This window comes from Kribbella sp. NPDC055071, from assembly GCF_053608045.1.
This window is the reverse complement of record NZ_JBSGUS010000035.1, coordinates 26038-44955: the sequence shown is the minus strand read 5'-3', so window position 1 is coordinate 44955 and position 18918 is coordinate 26038. Positions and strand designations below refer to the sequence as shown.

Annotated in this window: 19 protein-coding genes and 1 pseudogene; 8 read left to right on the top strand and 12 right to left on the bottom strand. The window is 67.3% G+C overall.

Annotation, left to right across the window (positions count from 1 at the left end):
- Positions 1-280: 280 nt before the first annotated feature.
- Positions 281-613 (bottom strand): hypothetical protein, encoded by a 333-nt coding sequence (locus ACWF4Z_RS35640; protein ID WP_452247631.1) that lies wholly within the window; start codon positions 611-613, stop codon positions 281-283.
- A 3-nt stretch (positions 614-616) separates the two neighbouring features.
- Complete coding sequence (locus ACWF4Z_RS35635; protein WP_452247630.1) at positions 617-2488, bottom strand: hypothetical protein; 1872 nt, start codon at positions 2486-2488, stop codon at positions 617-619.
- 161 nt (positions 2489-2649) lie between these two features.
- Here ACWF4Z_RS35635 and ACWF4Z_RS35630 point away from each other — a divergent pair, with 161 nt between their 5' ends.
- The 5 genes from ACWF4Z_RS35630 to ACWF4Z_RS35610 all read left to right on the top strand — a co-directional run bounded on the left by ACWF4Z_RS35630 (position 2650) and on the right by ACWF4Z_RS35610 (position 11180).
- Positions 2650-3864, top strand: a complete 1215-nt coding sequence (locus tag ACWF4Z_RS35630) for an MFS transporter (protein WP_452247629.1) — start codon at positions 2650-2652, stop codon at positions 3862-3864.
- A 362-nt stretch (positions 3865-4226) separates the two neighbouring features.
- Positions 4227-5891: an ABC transporter ATP-binding protein gene (locus ACWF4Z_RS35625; protein WP_452247628.1), complete on the top strand. Its 1665-nt coding sequence runs from the start codon at positions 4227-4229 to the stop codon at positions 5889-5891.
- Complete coding sequence (locus ACWF4Z_RS35620; RefSeq protein WP_452247627.1) at positions 5888-7753, top strand: ABC transporter ATP-binding protein; 1866 nt, start codon at positions 5888-5890, stop codon at positions 7751-7753. Before ACWF4Z_RS35625 ends, ACWF4Z_RS35620 begins: the two co-directional genes overlap by 4 nt.
- A gap of 141 nt (positions 7754-7894) precedes the next feature.
- Entirely contained in the window at positions 7895-9940 is a 2046-nt protein-coding gene (locus ACWF4Z_RS35615; protein WP_452247626.1) for a golvesin C-terminal-like domain-containing protein, read from the top strand.
- 67 nt (positions 9941-10007) lie between these two features.
- Positions 10008-11180, top strand: coding sequence for an AAA family ATPase (locus tag ACWF4Z_RS35610; protein ID WP_452247625.1), 1173 nt, complete (start codon positions 10008-10010; stop codon positions 11178-11180).
- Here the strand turns inward: ACWF4Z_RS35610 and ACWF4Z_RS35605 are convergent.
- Both ACWF4Z_RS35605 and ACWF4Z_RS35600 read right to left on the bottom strand, forming a co-directional pair.
- Complete coding sequence (locus ACWF4Z_RS35605) at positions 11177-12013, bottom strand: hypothetical protein (protein ID WP_452247624.1); 837 nt, start codon at positions 12011-12013, stop codon at positions 11177-11179. The two genes, ACWF4Z_RS35610 and ACWF4Z_RS35605, sit on opposite strands and share 4 nt — an antisense overlap.
- Position 12014: 1 nt before the next feature.
- Complete coding sequence (locus tag ACWF4Z_RS35600; protein ID WP_452247623.1) at positions 12015-12743, bottom strand: CDP-alcohol phosphatidyltransferase family protein; 729 nt, start codon at positions 12741-12743, stop codon at positions 12015-12017.
- Between the two features lie 185 nt (positions 12744-12928).
- On the opposite strand from ACWF4Z_RS35600, the gene ACWF4Z_RS35595 reads away from it, so the two are divergent.
- Positions 12929-13540, top strand: coding sequence for a hypothetical protein (locus ACWF4Z_RS35595; RefSeq protein ID WP_452247622.1), 612 nt, complete (start codon positions 12929-12931; stop codon positions 13538-13540).
- Positions 13541-13560: 20 nt separating this feature from the next.
- On the opposite strand, the gene ACWF4Z_RS35590 is transcribed toward ACWF4Z_RS35595, so the two are convergent.
- The 4 genes and pseudogenes from ACWF4Z_RS35590 to ACWF4Z_RS35575 form a co-directional block, all read right to left on the bottom strand.
- Positions 13561-14010: a nitroreductase family deazaflavin-dependent oxidoreductase gene (locus ACWF4Z_RS35590; protein WP_452247621.1), complete on the bottom strand. Its 450-nt coding sequence runs from the start codon at positions 14008-14010 to the stop codon at positions 13561-13563.
- 49 nt (positions 14011-14059) lie between these two features.
- A complete protein-coding gene (locus tag ACWF4Z_RS35585) occupies positions 14060-14512 on the bottom strand; it encodes an ArsR/SmtB family transcription factor (protein ID WP_452247620.1) in 453 nt (150 codons plus the stop codon).
- Between the two features lie 24 nt (positions 14513-14536).
- Positions 14537-14827 (bottom strand): SRPBCC domain-containing protein, encoded by a 291-nt coding sequence (locus ACWF4Z_RS35580; protein WP_452247619.1) that lies wholly within the window; start codon positions 14825-14827, stop codon positions 14537-14539.
- A gap of 44 nt (positions 14828-14871) precedes the next feature.
- Positions 14872-14973, bottom strand: a pseudogene (locus ACWF4Z_RS35575) (SRPBCC domain-containing protein); the annotation flags it as partial.
- A gap of 135 nt (positions 14974-15108) precedes the next feature.
- Here ACWF4Z_RS35575 and ACWF4Z_RS35570 point away from each other — a divergent pair.
- Together ACWF4Z_RS35570 and ACWF4Z_RS35565 are read left to right on the top strand one after the other, a co-directional pair.
- A complete protein-coding gene (locus tag ACWF4Z_RS35570) occupies positions 15109-15396 on the top strand; it encodes a hypothetical protein (RefSeq protein WP_452247618.1) in 288 nt (95 codons plus the stop codon).
- A 32-nt stretch (positions 15397-15428) separates the two neighbouring features.
- The gene (locus tag ACWF4Z_RS35565) at positions 15429-15776 is read left to right on the top strand and encodes a PIN domain-containing protein (protein WP_452247617.1); all 348 of its coding nucleotides are present in this window, start codon (positions 15429-15431) and stop codon (positions 15774-15776) included.
- A gap of 4 nt (positions 15777-15780) precedes the next feature.
- On the opposite strand, the gene ACWF4Z_RS35560 is transcribed toward ACWF4Z_RS35565, so the two are convergent.
- From ACWF4Z_RS35560 to ACWF4Z_RS35545, 4 genes are all read right to left on the bottom strand, one after another.
- Positions 15781-16242 carry a hypothetical protein gene (locus ACWF4Z_RS35560; RefSeq protein ID WP_452247616.1) on the bottom strand — a complete coding sequence of 154 codons (462 nt, stop codon included), beginning with the start codon at positions 16240-16242 and terminating at the stop codon, positions 15781-15783.
- 48 nt (positions 16243-16290) lie between these two features.
- Positions 16291-17397, bottom strand: a complete 1107-nt coding sequence (locus tag ACWF4Z_RS35555; RefSeq protein ID WP_452247615.1) for a PP2C family protein-serine/threonine phosphatase — start codon at positions 17395-17397, stop codon at positions 16291-16293.
- A gap of 63 nt (positions 17398-17460) precedes the next feature.
- On the bottom strand, positions 17461-18288 hold the full coding sequence (locus ACWF4Z_RS35550; protein WP_452247614.1) for an Fpg/Nei family DNA glycosylase: 828 nt from the start codon (positions 18286-18288) through the stop codon (positions 17461-17463).
- Between the two features lie 159 nt (positions 18289-18447).
- Complete coding sequence (locus ACWF4Z_RS35545; RefSeq protein ID WP_452247613.1) at positions 18448-18915, bottom strand: ribose-5-phosphate isomerase; 468 nt, start codon at positions 18913-18915, stop codon at positions 18448-18450.
- Between the last annotated feature and the right edge of the window lie 3 nt (positions 18916-18918).

Sequence of the window (18918 nt, the reverse complement as noted above, 5' to 3'; positions counted from 1 at the left end):
GCTCCGCTCGGCGCGAGCGGGGGCTTCGCCACCCGCACCCCCGGCGCCGTCGCTTCGCTCGGCGGCTTCGGCTGGCGTCGGCGCTTTGCTGGACGGCTTGGGCTGAGGTCGGCGCTTTGCTGGACGGCTTGGGCTGAGGTCGGGGGTTGGGTGGACCGCTCTGGCTGAGGTCGGTGGTTTGGTGGTCGGTGGGAGATGGTCGGTGCGGAGTGGGGTTCGATCGGGTCGCGCGTTGGTTGTCAGAGGGGTTATTTGAAGTAGTGCCAGCCGCCGCCTTGGCTTACTCGGTGGGCGCTTTCGAAGCCGATGCGGGGGCTGCGGGCCAGCTTGCTGTGGTGAAGCGTTGGTGGAGGGCGGTTCGCCAAGTGGTGCAGGCGGTTAGTAGGGCCGCCGGGAGGTTTGTGGGGGCTGGGTCGGACTCCGGGAAGTACCACTCGGGGAGTTGGTCGTCGGGGAGGCCGGTGAGGAGGACCCAGATGACTAGGTACTTGGGGTCGATGTCGACGGCGCCGTACCAGGTGATGGTGTCGATGGTGGCGCCGGCCTGGGTGGTGCCGTTCAGGTCTCGGCGGGCGTCGGTCAGGACACGTTCGACGGTGGCTTTGGCGTCCATGGGTCAGGGGGCTCGGAGAAAGGCGACTGCGTCGATGGTGGCGGGGGCTGTGGTGGTGGAGATGAGTTTGACGGGGCCGGTGCGGTAGGGGGTGGTGGCTAGGTAGAAGGTCTGGCGGGTTGTGGTCGTGGCGGCCAGGGAGAGGGTGCCGACCTTGATGTTGGCGTGGTAGATGTCTACGCGACCTTGGCCGGGGCCGGTGAGGGCTACTACGGCTATGCGGCTGGCTGCCTCGGTGGGCTTGGTCAGGTAGGCGCCGTTGGACTTGAGGATTGTGGTGGTGCCTTGGAAGGCCAGGGGGCTGGTGGACCGGGTGACGGTGCCGGCTGTGGTGAAGGCGCGGTCGTCTTGTGGGGCTACGGAGCAGAGCTGCGGAGACCACGCGGAGACGTTGCCCAGGTAGTCGCGGGAGCGGACCATGAAGCACTCGTCCCAGCCGAGGCGCGGAGTCCAGGAGATCGACGTGATGGCTGTGTTCTGCCAGTTCGCCGGATACATCCACTTGCCTAACGCAGCACCGGCCGCCGCGACCTTGTAGACCACGTCGTACGACGCAATCGACGTGTCGTCCTTGTACGTCCACCGCAGCGTGGCCGGCGACCCGAGCGCGACCCGGTCCCCGATCCGCCATACGACGAGTGCGGGCGCCGTACCGTCCACTTCACTGCAGTACGACGAACTCCACGCACTCCAGTTGCCCGCCCAGTCACGCCCCTGCACCTGCCAGCACGTGTCCGTGCCAATCGCAGCCTCGTACGTGACACCCGGCGCGTGCAGGTTCTGCCACGCGGCCGGCTGACTCCAGGCGCCGTACGGCGAAGTCCGGTTGGGACGCTGCTGGATCCGCACGTTGTAGATGTACACACCGCTACCGGGCGAGTTCTGATCTCCTGGATCGGAATACGCCCAGTCGAACGACAGACTCGTGTTGTCCCGAACCCGGTCCCCCGCGGACGCACTCGTCAGCACCGGAGGCACCGTGTCCGGACGCTGCTGCGGATCCGACGCCAGCCAGCTCAGAGTGATGACACGTGGTCGATTGGCCGCATCGGCGTACACGATCTTCGCGCCACCAGCTCCGTCCGCACGGAAGCTGGCAGGGCTCACCCGCGCCGGTCCGTAGCGACGCTGCCCAAGGGCCTTGTCGTTGAGGTCAGTCACCAGCAGATCCGAGCCAGCCGACTGGACCGTGAAACCGTTACCCACTTGGGCATCCGGGGCCACGGTCAAGCTCCGCGGCGCCTCCGGCCCTTTCACGTCAACCACCTGGTTACAGCCACCCAGCAACGCCCACCGACCACTCACGCGGTCCGGACCGAGCGTGCACGCACTGGCAACCAGGACCGTCTTCACAACCCCGGTGCTCAGGTCCTTGCCATCCAGATGACCGGGCGCGGTCACCTTCCACACTGTGCTGTCCGACATCGCGAACGGCGGCGCGTAGTCCGCGACCTTGGTCCCAAGAGCGACGTCGTACACCTCGGCCGTAGCAGCGCCCGGAGCGAGATGGGACACCAACTTCCCACCCTTGCCGAGTACGACGTCATCCGCCGCCGGAAACGTCAGTCCACCGACCTTCGCCGTACCAGCCGCAAACGTGAGCAGCGAGGACCCCTCCAGCTGCAACGGCTTGGTGTCACTGGAGCCGTTCGCCGTCCAGGTGGTCCCGTTGTTGCTCGTCTCGTAGACCGCGTGGGTCCCCGGGTCCGCCACGACCACCCGCGCACCAGACAGCCCAACGTCCGCAGCAGTGTGCCCAGGGACCACCACACCCTCGCCCAGGTGCGGCGGCGGATCCGCAGCCATCACCGGCTCCGGCGCCAGCAGTGCGACCAGTACGACGGAACACGCGGCAGCAGCGACCCGCAGTCTCACGAAAACCCCCTTGAACGACCGCCCGCACCCTAGTCAGTAACCACTCGTAACGGAAGCGCCCCCGGAAAACCACCTGACACGCACACCCCACAGCGGCATCCTGCTCTGCTGACCGCGAACAGACGTAGTCGAGGAGTTGCCAGGCGTGACAGGTTGCTGGGATGGCGTGGGTGGTGCGAGGGGACTTTCGGAAGCTGTGGGTCGGGCAACTGGTATCGGCGGCCGGGACGGCGATTACGTCGGTCGCGTTGCCGTTGGTTGCGGTGGTGACGCTGCGGGCGTCGGCCGTTGAGATGGGTGCGTTGTCCGCCTTGACGATCGCGCCTCACCTGGTGTTCGGACTCCACGCGGGCGTCTGGGTTGGCAGGTGGTCGCTGCGTCGAGTGTTGATCTGGACCGACCTCGGACGCCTTGTTTTGCTGGGCTCCGTGCCAGCAGCCGCCGCGCTCGGCCTCCTCACCATGACCCAGTTGTACGGCGTCGCCGTACTCGCCGGTGTGCTCACTCTGCTCTCCGACACGGCCTCGCAGACGATGATTCCGGCTCTGGTGCCGCGAGACGACCTGATGCGGGCGAACAGTGCGGCGCTGCTCAACCTCAACCTGGCCTCGACAGCCGGTCCGTCCGTGGCCGGGCTGCTCGTTCAGGTCTTGACCGCGCCGTTCGCGATCCTTTTCGACGCTGCGTCGTACGTGGTCTCCGCGGTGGCGGCGTACCTGATCCGCGAGCCCGCCCGAGCTCCCGCACCGGAGCGGTCCGAGGTGCGCTTGCTGGCCGGACTCCGCGAGCTGTTCGGTCATCCGATCCTCAGACCGCTGGCACTCTCCGCGGCCGTCGCCGCGATGGCAGGTGCGCTCCAAGGCCCGCTGATCGTGCTCTACCTCGTTCGACAGCTGCACCGGTCCCCGTCGTTCGTCGGTCTCGCGGTCACGACGTTCGGCGTCGCCGCGGTGCTCGGTACGTTCGTCGCCGGCCCCTGGTGCCGTCGGGTCGGTATCGGCCGCGCCTATCTGTCCGGAGTGTTCCTGGCCGCGCTCACACCCGTCTCGCTCTTCACCGGGATCACTCCGATGATTCTGCTCAGCCAGGCGTTCTCCGGACTGGGCATGTCACTCTTCGGCGTCCCCCAGCGCACCCTGCGTCAGTCGCTGGTCCCACCGCAGCTCGTCGCCCAGGTCACCTCGACCTGGCGCACTCTGGTCATCGGCGGCCAGACGGTCGGCGCCGCGACCTCAGGCGTCCTCGCAACCGCGATCGGCATCCGCCCCACCTTGCTCCTCGCGACCGCCGGCATGCTCGCCGGTGTCGTGGTCGCCCTGGTGTCCCCACTCCGCACGTTCGACGCCCTGCCGACCGAGGACCCGGTACCCAGCTGATCGAGCGATCGATCGCGGCGTACTGATTGCGATCCGTGATGGCCGTGACCCTCGGCACCGCTCGGTGCCGAGGTTGCTTATTGCAACAAGCGGTAATTCATCACCAGGGAATGGAATTGGAAGGACAAGCGCTTACCTGGTGAGCGATACTGGAAAGTGCGCCTGTTTCAGGTCGCCCACCACCGAAGCACACAGCTTCTTTCGCACCGAGCATGATGGGAAGTGCGCCCGTCCAGATGCCCTCAGAGCACCCTGCCCAAGCGCCGTCGATCGCAGCCCCTACCACCCGAGCCCCCGAACGCAGTCGTAACCTGTGGCGGCTCCGTCCCTACCTCCGGCCACACCGCTGGCGCCTCGCGGTCATGTTCTCGACCGCAGGTCTGGGCGTCGCCGTCAGCCTTACCGTTCCCCTGGTCACCAGAGCCATCATCGATGGTCCGGTCACCCGCCACGAACTCAGCCTGCTGGTCCCGCTGGCGCTCCTCGCCCTCGGCCTGAGCATCTCCGAAGTCATCCTGGTCTGGATGCGCCGGTGGGCCCAGTCGCGGACGGTCAGCGACCTCGAGGCGACTCTCCGCAACGACCTGTACATCCGTCTGCAAGCCCTGCCGATGGAGTTCCACACCCGCTGGCAGAGCGGTCAGCTGCTGTCCCGGGTCACTACCGACCTGTCGATCATCCGCAGGTTCCTGGGCTTCGGCCTGCTCTTCCTGGTGATGAACATCCTGCAACTGGTCGTGGTCACGATCCTGTTGCTCCAGCTGTACTGGCCGCTGGGTGTCGTGGTGCTGCTCGCCGCGGTCCCGATCGTGCTGGTGTCGCTGAAGTTCGAGAAGAAGTACCTGCTGATCTCCCGCAAGGTCCAGGACCAGCAGGGCGACCTCGCCACCCGGATCGAGGAGTCGGCGCTCGGCTTCCGGGTGACCAAGGCGTTCGGCCGCCGGGCGCACGTCCAGCGGCAGTTCGACGACGAGGCGACCACGCTGTACGACACCGAGGTGGCCAAGGTCCGGCTCGCGTCCCGGTTCTGGAGCTTCCTCGGCGTCATCCCGAACCTGACGCTCGTGATCGTGCTGCTGCTCGGCGCGCTCGCGGTCGGCCGGGAAGCGATCACCCTGGGCACCCTGGTCGCGTTCATCACGCTGATGCTGTCGCTGATCTGGCCGGTCACGTCGCTCGGCGCGATCCTCGCGATGGCGCAGGAGGCGATGACGGCGGCGGACCGGATCAGCGAGATCCTGGACACCCACTCGGTGATCCAGTCCGGTCCGGACGAGCTCGAGCACTCCCGCGGTCACCTCCGTTTCGAGCACGTCGGCTTCCGGTTCTCGCCGGACTCCCCCGAGATCCTGCACGACATCAACCTCGACCTTGCTCCCGGTACGACGCTGGCCCTGGTCGGCGCGACCGGATCCGGCAAGACCACCCTCACCGCCCTGGTTCCGCGCCTGTACGACGTGACCGCCGGACGCATCACCATCGACGGCCACGACATCCGGGACCTCACCTTGAGCTCACTGCGGACCGCGGTCGCGTCGGCGTTCGACGACCCGACCCTGTTCTCGATGAGCGTCCGGGAGAACCTCACCCTCGGCCGTCCGGACGCCTCCGAGGCGGACGTACAGCAGGCGCTGCAGGTGGCGCAGGCCGAGTTCGCCAACGAGCTGCCCTGGGGTCTGGAGACCCGGGTCGGTGAGCAGGGCATGTCACTGTCGGGTGGGCAACGGCAGCGGCTCGCACTCGCCCGGGCCGTGCTCGCCAAGCCGGCGATCCTGGTGCTGGACGACACGCTGTCCGCGCTCGACGTGCACACCGAGGCGCTGGTCGAAGAGGCGCTGCGGAACGTGCTCGCCGACACCACCGGCATCGTCGTCGCGCACCGTGCGTCCACGGTGATGCTGGCCGACAAGGTGGCCCTGCTGGAGAACGGCACGATCACCCACGTCGGTACGCATCACGATCTGCTGGCCGAGGTTCCGGCGTACCGGCAACTGCTGGCAGCCGAGGACGAGGAGGTGCACGCATGACCACCACTCAGCAAACGCCCCCTCCCACCTCGGAGCCGAGGTCGCAGGAGGACACCTGGCGGGGTCAGTTCGACGAGGATCCCGACAGAGAGTTGTCGAGGGCAACGACCCTGCGGCTGAAGGAGAACTCGCGCAAGCTGCTCGGTGAGCTGCTTCGCCCGTACTCCAAGCTGATCTGGCTGCTCGTCGTGATCGTCGTGGTCGAGAACGGCGCCCGCCTCGCGGTGCCGTACCTGGTCCACCTCGGCATCGACAACGGCATCCCGCCGATCCTGGCCGGCAAAGGTTCCCGGGAGCTCATCACGGTCGTGGCGCTGGTGCTGGTGATGGCGCTGCTCCAGGCGTGGGCGCGGCAGGTGTTCCTGATGCGGTCCGGCCGGCTCGGTCAGACCATCCTGCTCAGCCTGCGCAAGCGGGTCTTCGACCACTTCCAGCGGCTCAGCCCGTCGTTCCACGACAAGTTCACGTCGGGGCGGGTGATCTCGCGGCTGACGTCCGACGTCGGCGTGATCGACGAGATGCTGGCCAACGGGTTCGACGGTCTGGTCACGGCGGCGCTGACGCTGATCGGTACGTCGGTCATCCTGCTCACCCTCGACCTCAAGCTCGGTCTGCTCGCGTTGGTGTCGTTCCCGATCCTGCTCCTGCTGACGGCGTGGTTCCGGAAGCGGTCGGCGATCGTGTACCGGCAGACGCGCGAGTCCGTCGTACTCGTCATCGTGCACTTCGTCGAGTCGATGACCGGGATCCGCGCGGTGCAGGCGTTCCGCCGGGAGCCGCGCAACGAGGAGATCTTCCACGGTGTCAACGACCGGTACCGGAAGGCGAACCTGGAGTCGTTCCAGCTCAACGCGATCTTCATGCCGGCGATCAAGGGCGTCGGCAACATCACGATCGTCGCGATCCTGGCGTACGGCGGTTACCAGGCGTACCACGGTCACGTCACGGTCGGGGTGCTGACCGCGTTCCTGCTGTATCTGCGGCAGTTCTTCGAGCCGCTGCAGGACATCTCGCAGTTCTACAACACCTTCCTGTCCGCCAGCGCCGCACTGGAGAAGCTGTCCGGCGTACTGAACGAGACACCGGACGTCCCCGAACCACTCGAGCCGGCCAAGCCAGGTCCGGCCCGGGGACGGCTGGAGCTGCGCAACGTGCGGTTCCACTACGTCGACGACGTACCGGTGCTACCTGGTCTGCAATTGGACGTACCGGCCGGACAGACGCTTGCACTGGTCGGTACGACGGGTGCTGGCAAGACCACCATCGCCAAGCTCGTGGCGCGGTTCTACGACCCGTCCGACGGCCAGGTGCTGCTGGACGGCGTGGATCTGCGCGACCTCGCCGAGGACGACCTGCGCAAGCGGGTGGTCATGGTGACGCAGGAGAACTTCCTGTTCACCGGGTCCGTGGCCGACAACATCCGGTTCGGTAAGCCGGACGCGACCATGGACGAGGTGATCGAGGCGGCCAAGGTGATCGGGGCGCACGAGTTCATCTCGGCCCTCCCGAACGGGTACGACACCGCGGTGGAGAAGCGGGGTTCACGGCTGTCGGCGGGTCAGCGGCAGCTGGTCGCCTTCGCCCGGGCGTTCCTTGCGGACCCCGCCGTACTGATCCTGGACGAGGCGACGTCGAGCCTCGACATCCCCAGTGAGCGGCTGATCCAGCGCGCACTGCGAACCATCCTGGCCGACCGTACGGCGATCGTCATCGCGCACCGGTTGTCCACGGTCGAAACCGCGGACCGCGTCATCGTCCTCGAACACGGCCGCATCATCGAGGACGGCGCCCCCGCCGACCTCATCACCACCAGCGGCCACTACGCCGGCCTCCACCAAGCCTGGGAAGAATCACTGGCCTGAGTCACCCGACAGCCGCCCGCGACCACCTGGTTGCGGGCGGCTGTTTCTTTGTCCTCGGAGTAATACCTATTAGCGTCTAGCGGTGCGGGGAAGGGGGCGGGTACGGTCCTGGGCAGTTTCCGTCCTGGTGAGGAGAGTCGGATGAGCCTGCCGATCAGCCGTCGTACGTTGAATCTCGGGGTTGCGGCCGGGGCCGCCGCGGCCGCGATCCCGGCGAGTGCCGGCGCCGTACCGCCGCCGAGCACGCCACCGCAGGGTGACCGCGGCGGCCACCATCAGCCCGCGGCGCCGTTCTTCTACGAGAACACGTTGTGGGACAACACCGTCGATCCACTGGCCAGCTACTTCGTGTACGGGTTGATTGCCCTGCCCAACGACACGATCATCGCGTGTACCGAAGGCCGGCACGAGGTGTGTGACGCGGGACCACACGACCTGCTCATCCGGCGGAGCAAGGACAAGGGCAAGACCTGGCTGCCCACGCAGGCCGTCGAGACCTCGGTGGGTGAGGAGAGCTGGTCGAACCCGACGTTCGTGGTCGACAAGACCACCCGCGAGGTCTTCCTGTTCTACAACCTCTGTGCGCGCCTGCCCGGGAACACCAGCTGCTCCTCGGACACCGGCATCCTGCACTACCGCTCCAGCAAAGATGGCGGCGCCACGTGGGGCGAACGGCACCGCCTGGACGGCATGTTCGACTCGTTCCCGTTCAACTGGCAGATGCATGGTCCGGGGCCGGGACACGGCATCCAGCTGCAGTCCGGTCGGCTCCTGCTCACGGTGTCACATCGCACCATCATCAGCGGCGTACCGGCCGAACAACGCAACTACGGCGCCAGCACGATCTACAGCGACGACCATGGCCGCACCTGGAACGTCGGTGGCGAGGTACCGATGGGCACCGGGCTGCAGACCGTCGGTGAGTCGCGACTGCTGCAGCGCGAAGACGGCTCGATCCTGATGAACAGCCGCCCCGGCTCCGGCAACGACTGGCCGCGGGACTTCGCCATCAGCAACGACGACGGTCTGACGTGGTCCCGTGCGGTGATGGAGTTCAGCGCTGGGCTCTTCAACGGCTGTGACGCGGGTTTCCTGCGGTACACCGGCGGCCCGGACAGCCACGACGTCAACCGCGTGCTGTTCAGCAGACCAGACGCACCCATGCGCTGGAACCTGACCGTTTCGTTGAGCTATGACGAAGGCAAGTCGTTCCGCTACAGCCGCTCGATCAGCCAGCTCCGCGGGTACTACTCCGACCTGGCCCGGCTGTCCGACGGCACGATTGTGCTGCTGTACGGCTGCGACGGCGATGTAGACGGCAGTCCGCGCCGGGCGGCCGTCGCTTGCTTCAACCTGGAGTGGCTGACGCAAGGCCGCGACAGTCTGGCCACTGGGCCGGGTCTGACGGCTTCGACGTACCCCATGAACTACCCGAGGCTGTCCGTGGCCGCCGTGGGTGCGTACATCGACCAGTCCATCCACGTGGACCGCGACGACACCTATGAGCTCTGGCTGCGTTACTACCGCTCGTCCGACGGCGGACTGGTCACCGTGACTGTCGACGGCGAGGCTCCACGGACCAGTGCACTCGATCTGACCTCGTTCCGCGGTGACGGGTACGACGTCGCACTGCTCGACCGCCGTCGGCTCACGCCCGGCCGGCACAGTATCCGCTTCACCCTTGCCGGAGCCGGCAGAGGCGGCGGTACGGCGGTCGCACTCGAGCAACTGACTCTGGTCAAGGCAACCGCGACCCCGGACCTCCGTGCGGAAGTCACCGTGGACAACGGCGGCCTCGGCTTCGAAACGGTCGGCACGTGGCCCAGCAGCCGCGGAGTCCTTGGCTACTACGGCTTCAACTACCTCACGCACGCCAAGGGCACCGGCGCCAACCTGGCGCGCTTCCGCCCAGCGCTCCCGGGCGCCGGCACCTACGAGGTGCTGGTCGCGTACGCCGCCGACCCGAACCGCGCGACCAATGCCCCGTACACCGTCCACCACGCCGACGGCACCACCACGGTCGCGGTCAACCAGCAGCTCCACGGCACCCCCGATCCGCGCACCGGCGAGTGGATCTCGCTCGGCACCTTCACCTTCGACGCCGGCCTGTCCGGGTACGTAGAACTCTCCGACAACGCGAACGGCGTGGTCATCGCCGACGCCGTCCGCTTCCGCCGCCTCTCCTAGCCGCCCGGTTCGCGTGGGGCCGCGTCACCCCACGCGAACTGTCTGCGGCCGCTTGTAGGTTGGCCGCATGTTGACCACGTTGGCGGTGGAGAACTACCGATCCTTGCGGCGGGTGGTGATGCCGCTGCGCACCTTGAACGTGGTGACCGGCGCCAACGGGACCGGGAAGTCGAGCCTGTACCGAGCGCTCCGGCTCCTCGCCGACGCCTCCCGGAACGGCGCGGTCGCCGCGCTCGCGCGTGAGGGCGGTCTCCAGTCGACGCTGTGGGCCGGACCGGAGCACGTCCGCAAGGACCGACCAGTGCAAGGGACGGTTCGAACCGGCCCGGTCTCATTGCGGATGGGCTTCGCGTCCGAAGACTACGGGTATGCCGTGGACTTCGGCTTGCCGATACCGACTCTTGGCGCTCGGAGGAACGAGCCCTCGGCGTTCAACCTGGACCCTGAGATCAAGCGGGAGTCGCTCTGGGCCGGGCCGTTCCTGCGACCTGCCGCGCTCCTGATGGAGCGCGGTGGCGGTGGTGCGCGCATCCGGCGCGACGACGGAAAGTGGCAAGACGGCGGACACGTGTTGCAACCGTTCGACAGCATGCTCAGCGAGTTCGCCGATCCGCAGCGCGCGCCCGAACTGCTCGCACTTCGCGAGCGGATGCGGGCCTGGCGCTTCTACGACCACCTTCGCACCGACTCGGACGCGCCGGCCCGGCAAGCACAGATCGGCACGCGCACGCCGATCCTCGACCCGGAGGGCGCCGACCTTGCGGCCGCACTGCAGACGATCAGGGAGATCGGGTCAAGGAGTGCACTCGACGACGCGATCGGGCTAGCGTTCCCCGGCAGTCAGGTGGAGATCGTCAACACGAGTGGGCGATTCGAGATCGCGTTCCGCCAGCACGGCCTGCTGCGCCCGCTGTCCGGCGCCGAGCTGTCCGACGGGACCCTCAGATACCTCCTCTGGACCGCCGCCCTACTCACCCCACGCCCGCCGGAGCTCTTAGTCCTCAACGAACCCGAGACCAGCCTCCACCCAGACCTCCTGCCCGCACTGGCAAACCTGGTAGTCACCGCCTCGAAAGACGCCCAGGTCATCGTCGTAACCCACTCCCGCCCGTTCCTCGCCGCCCTCGACGCACTATCCGACGACCTACACACCATCGAACTAATCAAAGCCCAAGGCGCCACCACCATCGCCGATCAAGGCCCACTGGACGAGCCACCCTGGAAGTGGCCGAGTCGTTAGGCTTTGACGGATTCGAAGCGGACGAGGATGAGCGAGCCGGCGGCCGAGAGTAGGAAGCCGGCGATTGCGGTGGGCCACCAGCCGGTGCGGACGGCGTCGTTCAGGACGAAGACGCCGACGGCGGAGGGGGTGATGGTCTGGAAGGCGATCATCGGAGTGGTTGCCAGCGTCACCGAACCGCGCTGCAACGCCAACGAATACAGGATGAACGCCAATGCACCACTGATCGGGAGTGTGTACGTCGTTGGACTGCCCAACAACGCACCGACCGACCCGTCCTGGAGCAACCGCGCCGAGATCGCGACACCGGCGTACCCGAGACCGGCGAGCGAGCCGAGCAAGGCGGTGGAGAGGCCGTGCTTGGACCGGCTGGCGAAGGCGCCCACGACGGCGAGGACAACGAGGCCGACGATGATGCCGACCGTGAGGCCGTGATGCTGGACGTCCGCGCCCGCGTCGCCGGCGGATGCCGCCAGCAAGCCAAGGCCCACGCAGGCCGCGATCACGGCCGACCATTCGAGCACGCTGAGTTGGTCGGCCATCAGCCGTGTCGCCAGGAGCGCGGTCACGACGAGGCTCACCGCGATACCGGCCTGGGCCAGGTACAGCGGAAGGTGGCGGAGGGCAACGAAGTGCAGCCCGAAGCCGGCCAGGTTCATCACCAGGGCACCGAGGAACGCCGGCTGCTTGAGCAGAGCGACCACGAACCCGCCGAACCGCCGCGGGTCGAACTCCGACTCGGTCGGCACCTTGCGCGAACCGACCGCCTGCAGGATCGAGGCGACACCGAAGAGCACCGCGGCGCCGAGCGCCGCGCCGAGTCCGAGGACCACCTCAGCTGACCCTGCGCCGCGGGACCCAGAAGGTGAGATACAGGCTGAGGACCGCGTAGTACAGGAGATAGGCGAGCGAGACCGCGACGACGATCGCGTTCGGGTTCGGCATCTGGGCGAGGAGTACGGCGTACGACGCCAGCCAGATCGCGGTCGTGAGCAGGTTCATCGACCGGAACGCCTTGGTCCGGGAGGGGTAGACGTACTTCACCGGAATGAAGACGAGCGCCGCGCAGACGACCAGGATCACGCCGGTCGTCGTCGGGCTCAGGCCGAGGACCACGACGTAGAACGCGACCACGTTCCAGTAGCTCGGGAAGCCCAGGAAGAAGTGGTCGTCCGTCTTCGCGTCGGTCCGGCAGAACTGGTAGCTGGAGGCAAGCAACGGTAGCGCGGCCAGCACTCCGCCCCACAGCCCGGACGGCAGGTAGTGCCCGGTCCACAGCAACACGATCGGCGCGAACGCATACGTCAGGTAGTCGACGATGTTGTCGAGCATCGCGCCGTCGAACCACGGGATGGTCTCCTTGACCCGCAGCCGGCGCGCGAGCATCCCATCGGTTCCGTCGATCACCAACGCCGCCAGGCCGAGCCACAGCGCCCGGACGGCGTCGCCGTCGATGGCCGCGATCACGATCAGCAGCGCGAGCACCGTTCCGCTCGCGGTATAGGCATGCAGTGCAAGTCCGGCCAGGCGCAAGCGCGTCGACCCGACGAACGGTTCCCGCACCGCGTCGTGTGTGGTCAGGACAACTCCCAGAACTCGGTCGACGCAGCGCGCCGGAGTACGAAGTCCCAGCGTCTCACAGTCGCTGGTCGCTTCCGTTCAGCCGCTACGGTTCCAGGGCGGATCTGTTCACAGACCTTACGGGAAGCCGGGCACACAGACGGCGTGGGACCGCGCACACTGGTCTGGTGAGCAACGGCGGTTGGGTGAAGTGGGCGGCGGCGCGGCGGTGGGCTTTCGGGTGCCTGCTGTTCGCGGTACTGGCGTTTGTGCTTGCCTACCTCGACTACGACGACAATCGAAGGCTGGAGGGCGCTCCGACAGCTCCCGCGACGATCACCGATATCACCAGGTTCGCCAAGGGCGGCCCGTTCCTCGATGTCGATGTCACGCTGCCGGACGGTCGGGTCCAGCGAACCACCATCACCGACTTCTTCGACCAGCCCAAGCCGAAGAAGGGCGGACGGATCCAGGTCCAGTACCGGCAGGACGGGTCGGATCTGCTCGCCCGCGAGGCCGGCTTCGGTTCGGATCGGAGCGGTCAGTTCGGATGGGGTGCGGCCGGGCTGGCGACGACGCTGGTCGGTCTTGGCATCCTCGTCCGGCACACCCGTCGCTGGCGGAAACGGACCTGGGGGCAGTTCTGGTTCTACGGCAACTGCGCCGCCTGCGACCACGACTGGCGGGAGCATCCGGGGGGCGTGTACGGCGAGCCGCCAGGAGGCTCCTGCGCCGACTGCCGCCACGATTCCCCGGACACCCCGGACTCCGCCTGCCGACAAGCCGCAGCCGCGCCCTGAGTTGCCACTCAGCCGAGCAGCTACTCGCTGACCGGTTCGAGGACGAACAGCGGGATCTTGCGCGTGGTCTTGGTCTGATACTCGGCGTACGGCGGGTACGCGGCGACGGCCCGCGGCCACCACTCGTCGTACTCGGCGCCGTCGAGCTCGCGGGCGACGTAGTTCTTGGTGACCTCGCCGTCCTGCAGGGTGAGCTTCGGGTCGGCCTTCAGGTTGAAGTACCAGACGGGGTGCTTGGGATCGCCACCCTTCGACGCGACCGCGGCGTACACACCGTTGTGCTCGACCCGCATCAGCGGGACCTTCCGGATCTTGCCCGACTTGGCGCCACGCATCGTCAGCAGAACCACCTTCAGGCCCAAGATGTCGACCACATCGGTGGTCCCGGCCTCGGCGACCTTGTCGACCTGCTCCCGAACCCAACCGGTCGCGCTCGGGGCATAGTCCTCGTCGTGAATGCTCGATGTCATGCCACCGATCCTAATCGGTGATGCATCACCAATCACAATGCGACCACGCTCAGCCCTCCTGGGTGATCACCCCCGGAACGGCGGACCCTCCGGCGACAACCGTTTGAACGGCTTCCTTTGTCTCCATGACCTCCTTGGTCTCCACCAGCTCTTTGAGAGTGGCCAGGCTGTGATCCCATCGCGCTGCGACGTCGGCCATCCAGGCCGCGGTCGCTGTCAGGGCCGTCGGACGCAACCCGAAGCGGACCTCACGTCCCTCGCGGCGACTCTCGACCAGACCGGCGTCACGCAACACCGCGAGATGCTGAACCACAGCCTGCCTCGTCACCGGCAACTCACCGGCGAGCCACGTCGCCGTACGCCCGCCGCTCGTCGCCAGCAACTCCACCACAACCCGCCGAGTCGAGTCCCCCAACGCCGCCAACACCCCATCAACAGCAATCACCGACCCCCGGCCACCAGCCCGGTCAGTCACCTCGGGCTCGGTCAGTTCGTCAGTCATGTCGACCTCCTCAGCGGCTGGCCATTATCGCAGCGTAGGCGCCAGTGCCGTCAGCGAGGCGAGCCCGCCATCCCAACCCTGTGACGATTCCGCGGCGCGTTTCTCCCGCTCCTCCGGTGACACATCGAGCCGTTCGAACCCCGACTCCACCACCCGCAGCCGTGTGCCTTCACCCTCGGGGGTCAGCGTGAACTTCACCAGATTCGACATACCCGGCGCCGGCTCGACCCCTGGGTCCACGGCATACCGATACGCGAACCGCCGCCCCGGCTCGACCGTCTCCACGAAGCCGAGATACCCCCGTGCTCCTCCCACCGCATCACCAGCCGCCCTCCTGGCCGCAGATCAACATCGGCCCCACCGAACGCATACCATCGCGCCAACTCCTCAGGCCGAGTCACCGCCGCCCACACAACCTCCGGCCGAGCCTCCAGATAAACCTCGCGCTCCACACTCTCCATGCCAAGTCATCCTGCCATCGATCCGGTTTGACACGCAAGTCACGACTTGCACATCATGGATGCATGAAAGCAGGCCAGATTCCCCTCGGAGAAAGTGGTAGGAACGCGTTCCTACCAGTTGCTAACCTCGATGACATGACCGCACGCAAGCTGTCGATCTCGGTGCCGCCAGAGGTCGAGGAGATGATCAAATCGGCCGCCGCCGAAGAGGGCGTCCCGGTCTCCACCTGGATTGCCCGGGCCGCTGTCGACAAGGCCGAGCGATCAGCCAAGCACGCAGCCGGCCGAGCCGCTGCTGCCGAGATGATCGCCGAGTACGAGCGGGAGAGCGGGCCCATCCCGGAGTCCGCCAGAAGGCGGGCCCGAGAGTTCATGATCGAGGCCGGCCTACTCACCGACAACCAGTGGCTGACGGCGGGCTAGTGCCTACGGTCGTCTATGACACCGGAGCGCTGTTGGCGGCGGAAAGGCGGGATGCCGACTTCCTGAGCCTGCACGACGGCCTGACCGCGGCACAGGTTCAGGTGATCGTGCCGGTGGTGGTGCTGGCGCAGGCCTGGCGCGGTGGACCACAACACTGGTTGTCGCGGACCTTGAAGGCGTGCGACGTCGTTCCCGATGACGAGCAGCTCGGTCGAGCGGCCGGCATCGCCTGCGCGGCTGCGCGTACGTCGGATGCCGTCGACGCGATCGTCGTGGCGATGGCGGTCCGGCATCAGGCGCCCGTCGTGACCAGCGATCCAGGAGATCTGACCCGTCTCGCGGAGTCGATCGGGGTGAAGCTGCGGCTGTTCGCGGTGTGAACGATCAGGGAGCGCAGGATTGGAGTTGGGTGGCGGTGGCGAGGGTGGCTTCGATCCAGCGGCGGCGGAGGAAGTGGGCCTTGAGGAGGCGGTGCATGCCGTCGAGGACGACAAGGCGGCCGCGGTAGGCGACCAGGTTGATCGGGTGGTCGAGGTCGGCGTCCATGACTCGTTCGTAGTGGGCGCGGAAGTTCATCGGGGTCGCGGCGATCTGGTTCGGGGTGATCTTGAAGCGTTCGCCGTCGAGTTGCCACAGCGGCAGGTCGAACATCCAGACCAGATCCGCGACCTCGACCGGCTCGACCTTCAGGTCGAGTGCCCACAGCTTGTCGAGTTGCCAGCGCTGCGGCGGGAACACCTCGCGGACGGCGGCCGGCATCAGCGCGACCAGTTCCTCGAACGAGACGTCCGGCGCCCCGCGATCAGCCTGGGATCCGAAGGAGTCGCCCAACCCATCGATCGTCACGACCGAGCAGGCTACGCCATCCCCGGCGCACGCACCGCGCGCCGACGCTCAGCCGTGAGCCATCCGGTGAATGATGACGATCGCGGAGTCGTCGCCGGGTCCACCCGCAGAGCCGACCAGCAAAGCCGCACCACCCTCGAACCCCTGTGCCACCAGGCGTTCCGCGTGTCCCGCGAGCCGGTCGGTCCCCCGGCCGATGTCACGCCGCGGCGTCTCGACCATGCCGTCGCTGTACAGGAACAGCGCGTCCCCAAGCTTCAGCTGCCCATGGTTCACCTCGAACTCCGGCGACTCCATCAGCCCGAGCAACGGCCCGTCCGTGTCCCGTGTCTGCCACCGCCCCGACCACGCGTCGAACTGAATCGCCGGCGGATGCCCAGCCGTCCGTACGTCGAAGATGCCGGTCCGCAGGTCGATCGCGACATGGACGACCGTGGCGAAGTCGTCGTCCCAGTCCTGCCGCCGCAGATAGCGATTCGCAGCGGGCAGAAACTCCTCGACCGGTACGACGCCGAGCAGTCCGCCGAACGCGCCCGACAGCAGCAGCGCCCGCGTCCCGGCATCGATTCCCTTGCCTGAGACATCGACCAGCGCAACCTCGAGAATGTCCTCACGCGTCGTCGACACCACGAAGTCCCCGGAGAACGACGATCCACCGGCGGACTGAATCGCCACCTCGGCCCGCCACCCGGCCGGCAGCGAAGGGAGTTCGCCCTGCGCGGTCAGGGTGTCGCGCAACTCGATCAGCATCGACTCACCCCGAGTGCCGGGCACACCGAGCCGGGCACGCACCTTGGCACCGGTGATGACGATCCATCCGACCATCCCGAGCACCAGCACGAAGCCGGTCTTCGGCGTCGGTCCGGTTCGCGAAGCAACGACGTACGCGCCGAAGGCAACAGTGATGAGCGTCTGCACGACCAACTGCCGGAAGCGCACGAGCAGACCGCCGAGCAGCAGGGGAATGATCAGCAACGACGCGGGGACATGCTGCGGCCAGACCAGGCTGCCCAGCGCAATGATCACCGTCGTCAGCAGCAGCACGGCGAAGGCGAGCTGGTGCGATCGGCGCGCGCGGCGGACGACGCGACGCAGCAGGGACTCGACCCGGCGGCCGATCCGTCGTACTTCAGCGAGACCGCCACTCGTCGTCATGGTGTGAAGAAGATAACGGCACCAGCCGGTCCGCGCATCAATTTGTCATCGAACCGATGATTATCAGCTCTTGCGAGTGAGTCCGGTGCGCTGGCACTTCGGGCACCAGAACAGATTGCGGCCCTCCAGGACCGTGGTCCGGATGATCGAGTCGCAGACGTGACAGTGCTGCCCCTGCCGCCGGTACACATAGACCTCACCACCATGATCGTCGCGCCGTGGATCGCGCCCCATCGCCTCGGGAGTGTGGTCGTCGGCAACGGTATCGATCCGTCCGGTCTCGACGCCGTACTTCATCAGCGCGAGCAGGTCGTCCCACATGCCCTGCCACTCGCGCTTCTTGACCACGTTGCCCGGTGTCATCGGGTTCAGCCGGGCCCTGAACAGGACCTCGGCGCGGTAGACGTTCCCGACGCCACTCAGGACCTCCTGGTTCATCAGCAGCCGCCCGATCGGCAGCTTGCTGCGGTGGATCCGCTTCCACGCCAACTCCGGATCCGCGTCGTCGCGCAACGGGTCCGGGCCGAGCCGTCCGATCAGCGTCTCGCGCTCGCCGTCGGTCAGCACCTCGACCACGGTCGCGCCGCGCAGATCGGCGTACGACGTCTTGTTCTGCAGGCGGAGGCGGACCTGGCCGACCGGCTCGGGCACGGGGGCCGGTGCGATGTCCATCTTGCCGATCAGGCCGAGGTGGATGTGCAGCCAGCCGGCGCCCTCGAAGTCGGCCAGGAAGTGCTTGCCGTGGGCCTCGGTCTGCCGCAGCACGTGCCCGTCCAGCAACGCGGCGCCCTCGACGAACCGGCCCTGCGGGCTGGATGTCCGGACGGTACGGCCGCCGAACGCGTCCCAGACGTCGTTCGCCAGGCGGTGCAGCGTGTGACCTTCAGGCATGATTCCTCATATGGGGACAACAGGTGGAGCCAAAGGCCGGAGTGGTCCGCCCACTCCGGCGGTAGTCGGCATCGGTCGATCGATGCGCGCGCGGGACGTGTCCCGACCGCGTCAGCCGGTCAACCGCAAGCCGACTGCCTCAGCTGATCCGGCCAGCGGTCAGGAGACCGGTGGGAGCTCGCCGGTCGACTCGTAGGCCGACAGCATGTCGATCCGGCGGGTGTGCCGCTCCTCGCCAGAATAGTCGGTGGCCAGAAACGTCTCGACGAATCCGGTCGCCTCCTCCGCGGAGTGCATCCGGGCGCCGACACTGATCACGTTGGCGTCGTTGTGCTGGCGGCCGAGCTGCGCGGTCTCGGTGCTCCAGGCCAGGATCGCCCGGACCCCTTTCACCTTGTTGGCCGCGATCTGCTCGCCGTTGCCGGAGCCACCGATCACGATGCCGAGACTGCCCGGCTCGTCCACCACTGCCTGAGCAGCCCGCAGACAATACGGCGGATAGTCGTCGACGGCGTCGTACACCGTTGCGCCGTGGTCCACAACGTCGTGCCCAGCCGCTGTGAGGTGCTGGACCAGGTGGGCTTTGAGTTCGAAGCCGGCGTGGTCGGACCCGATATGCACTCGCATGGC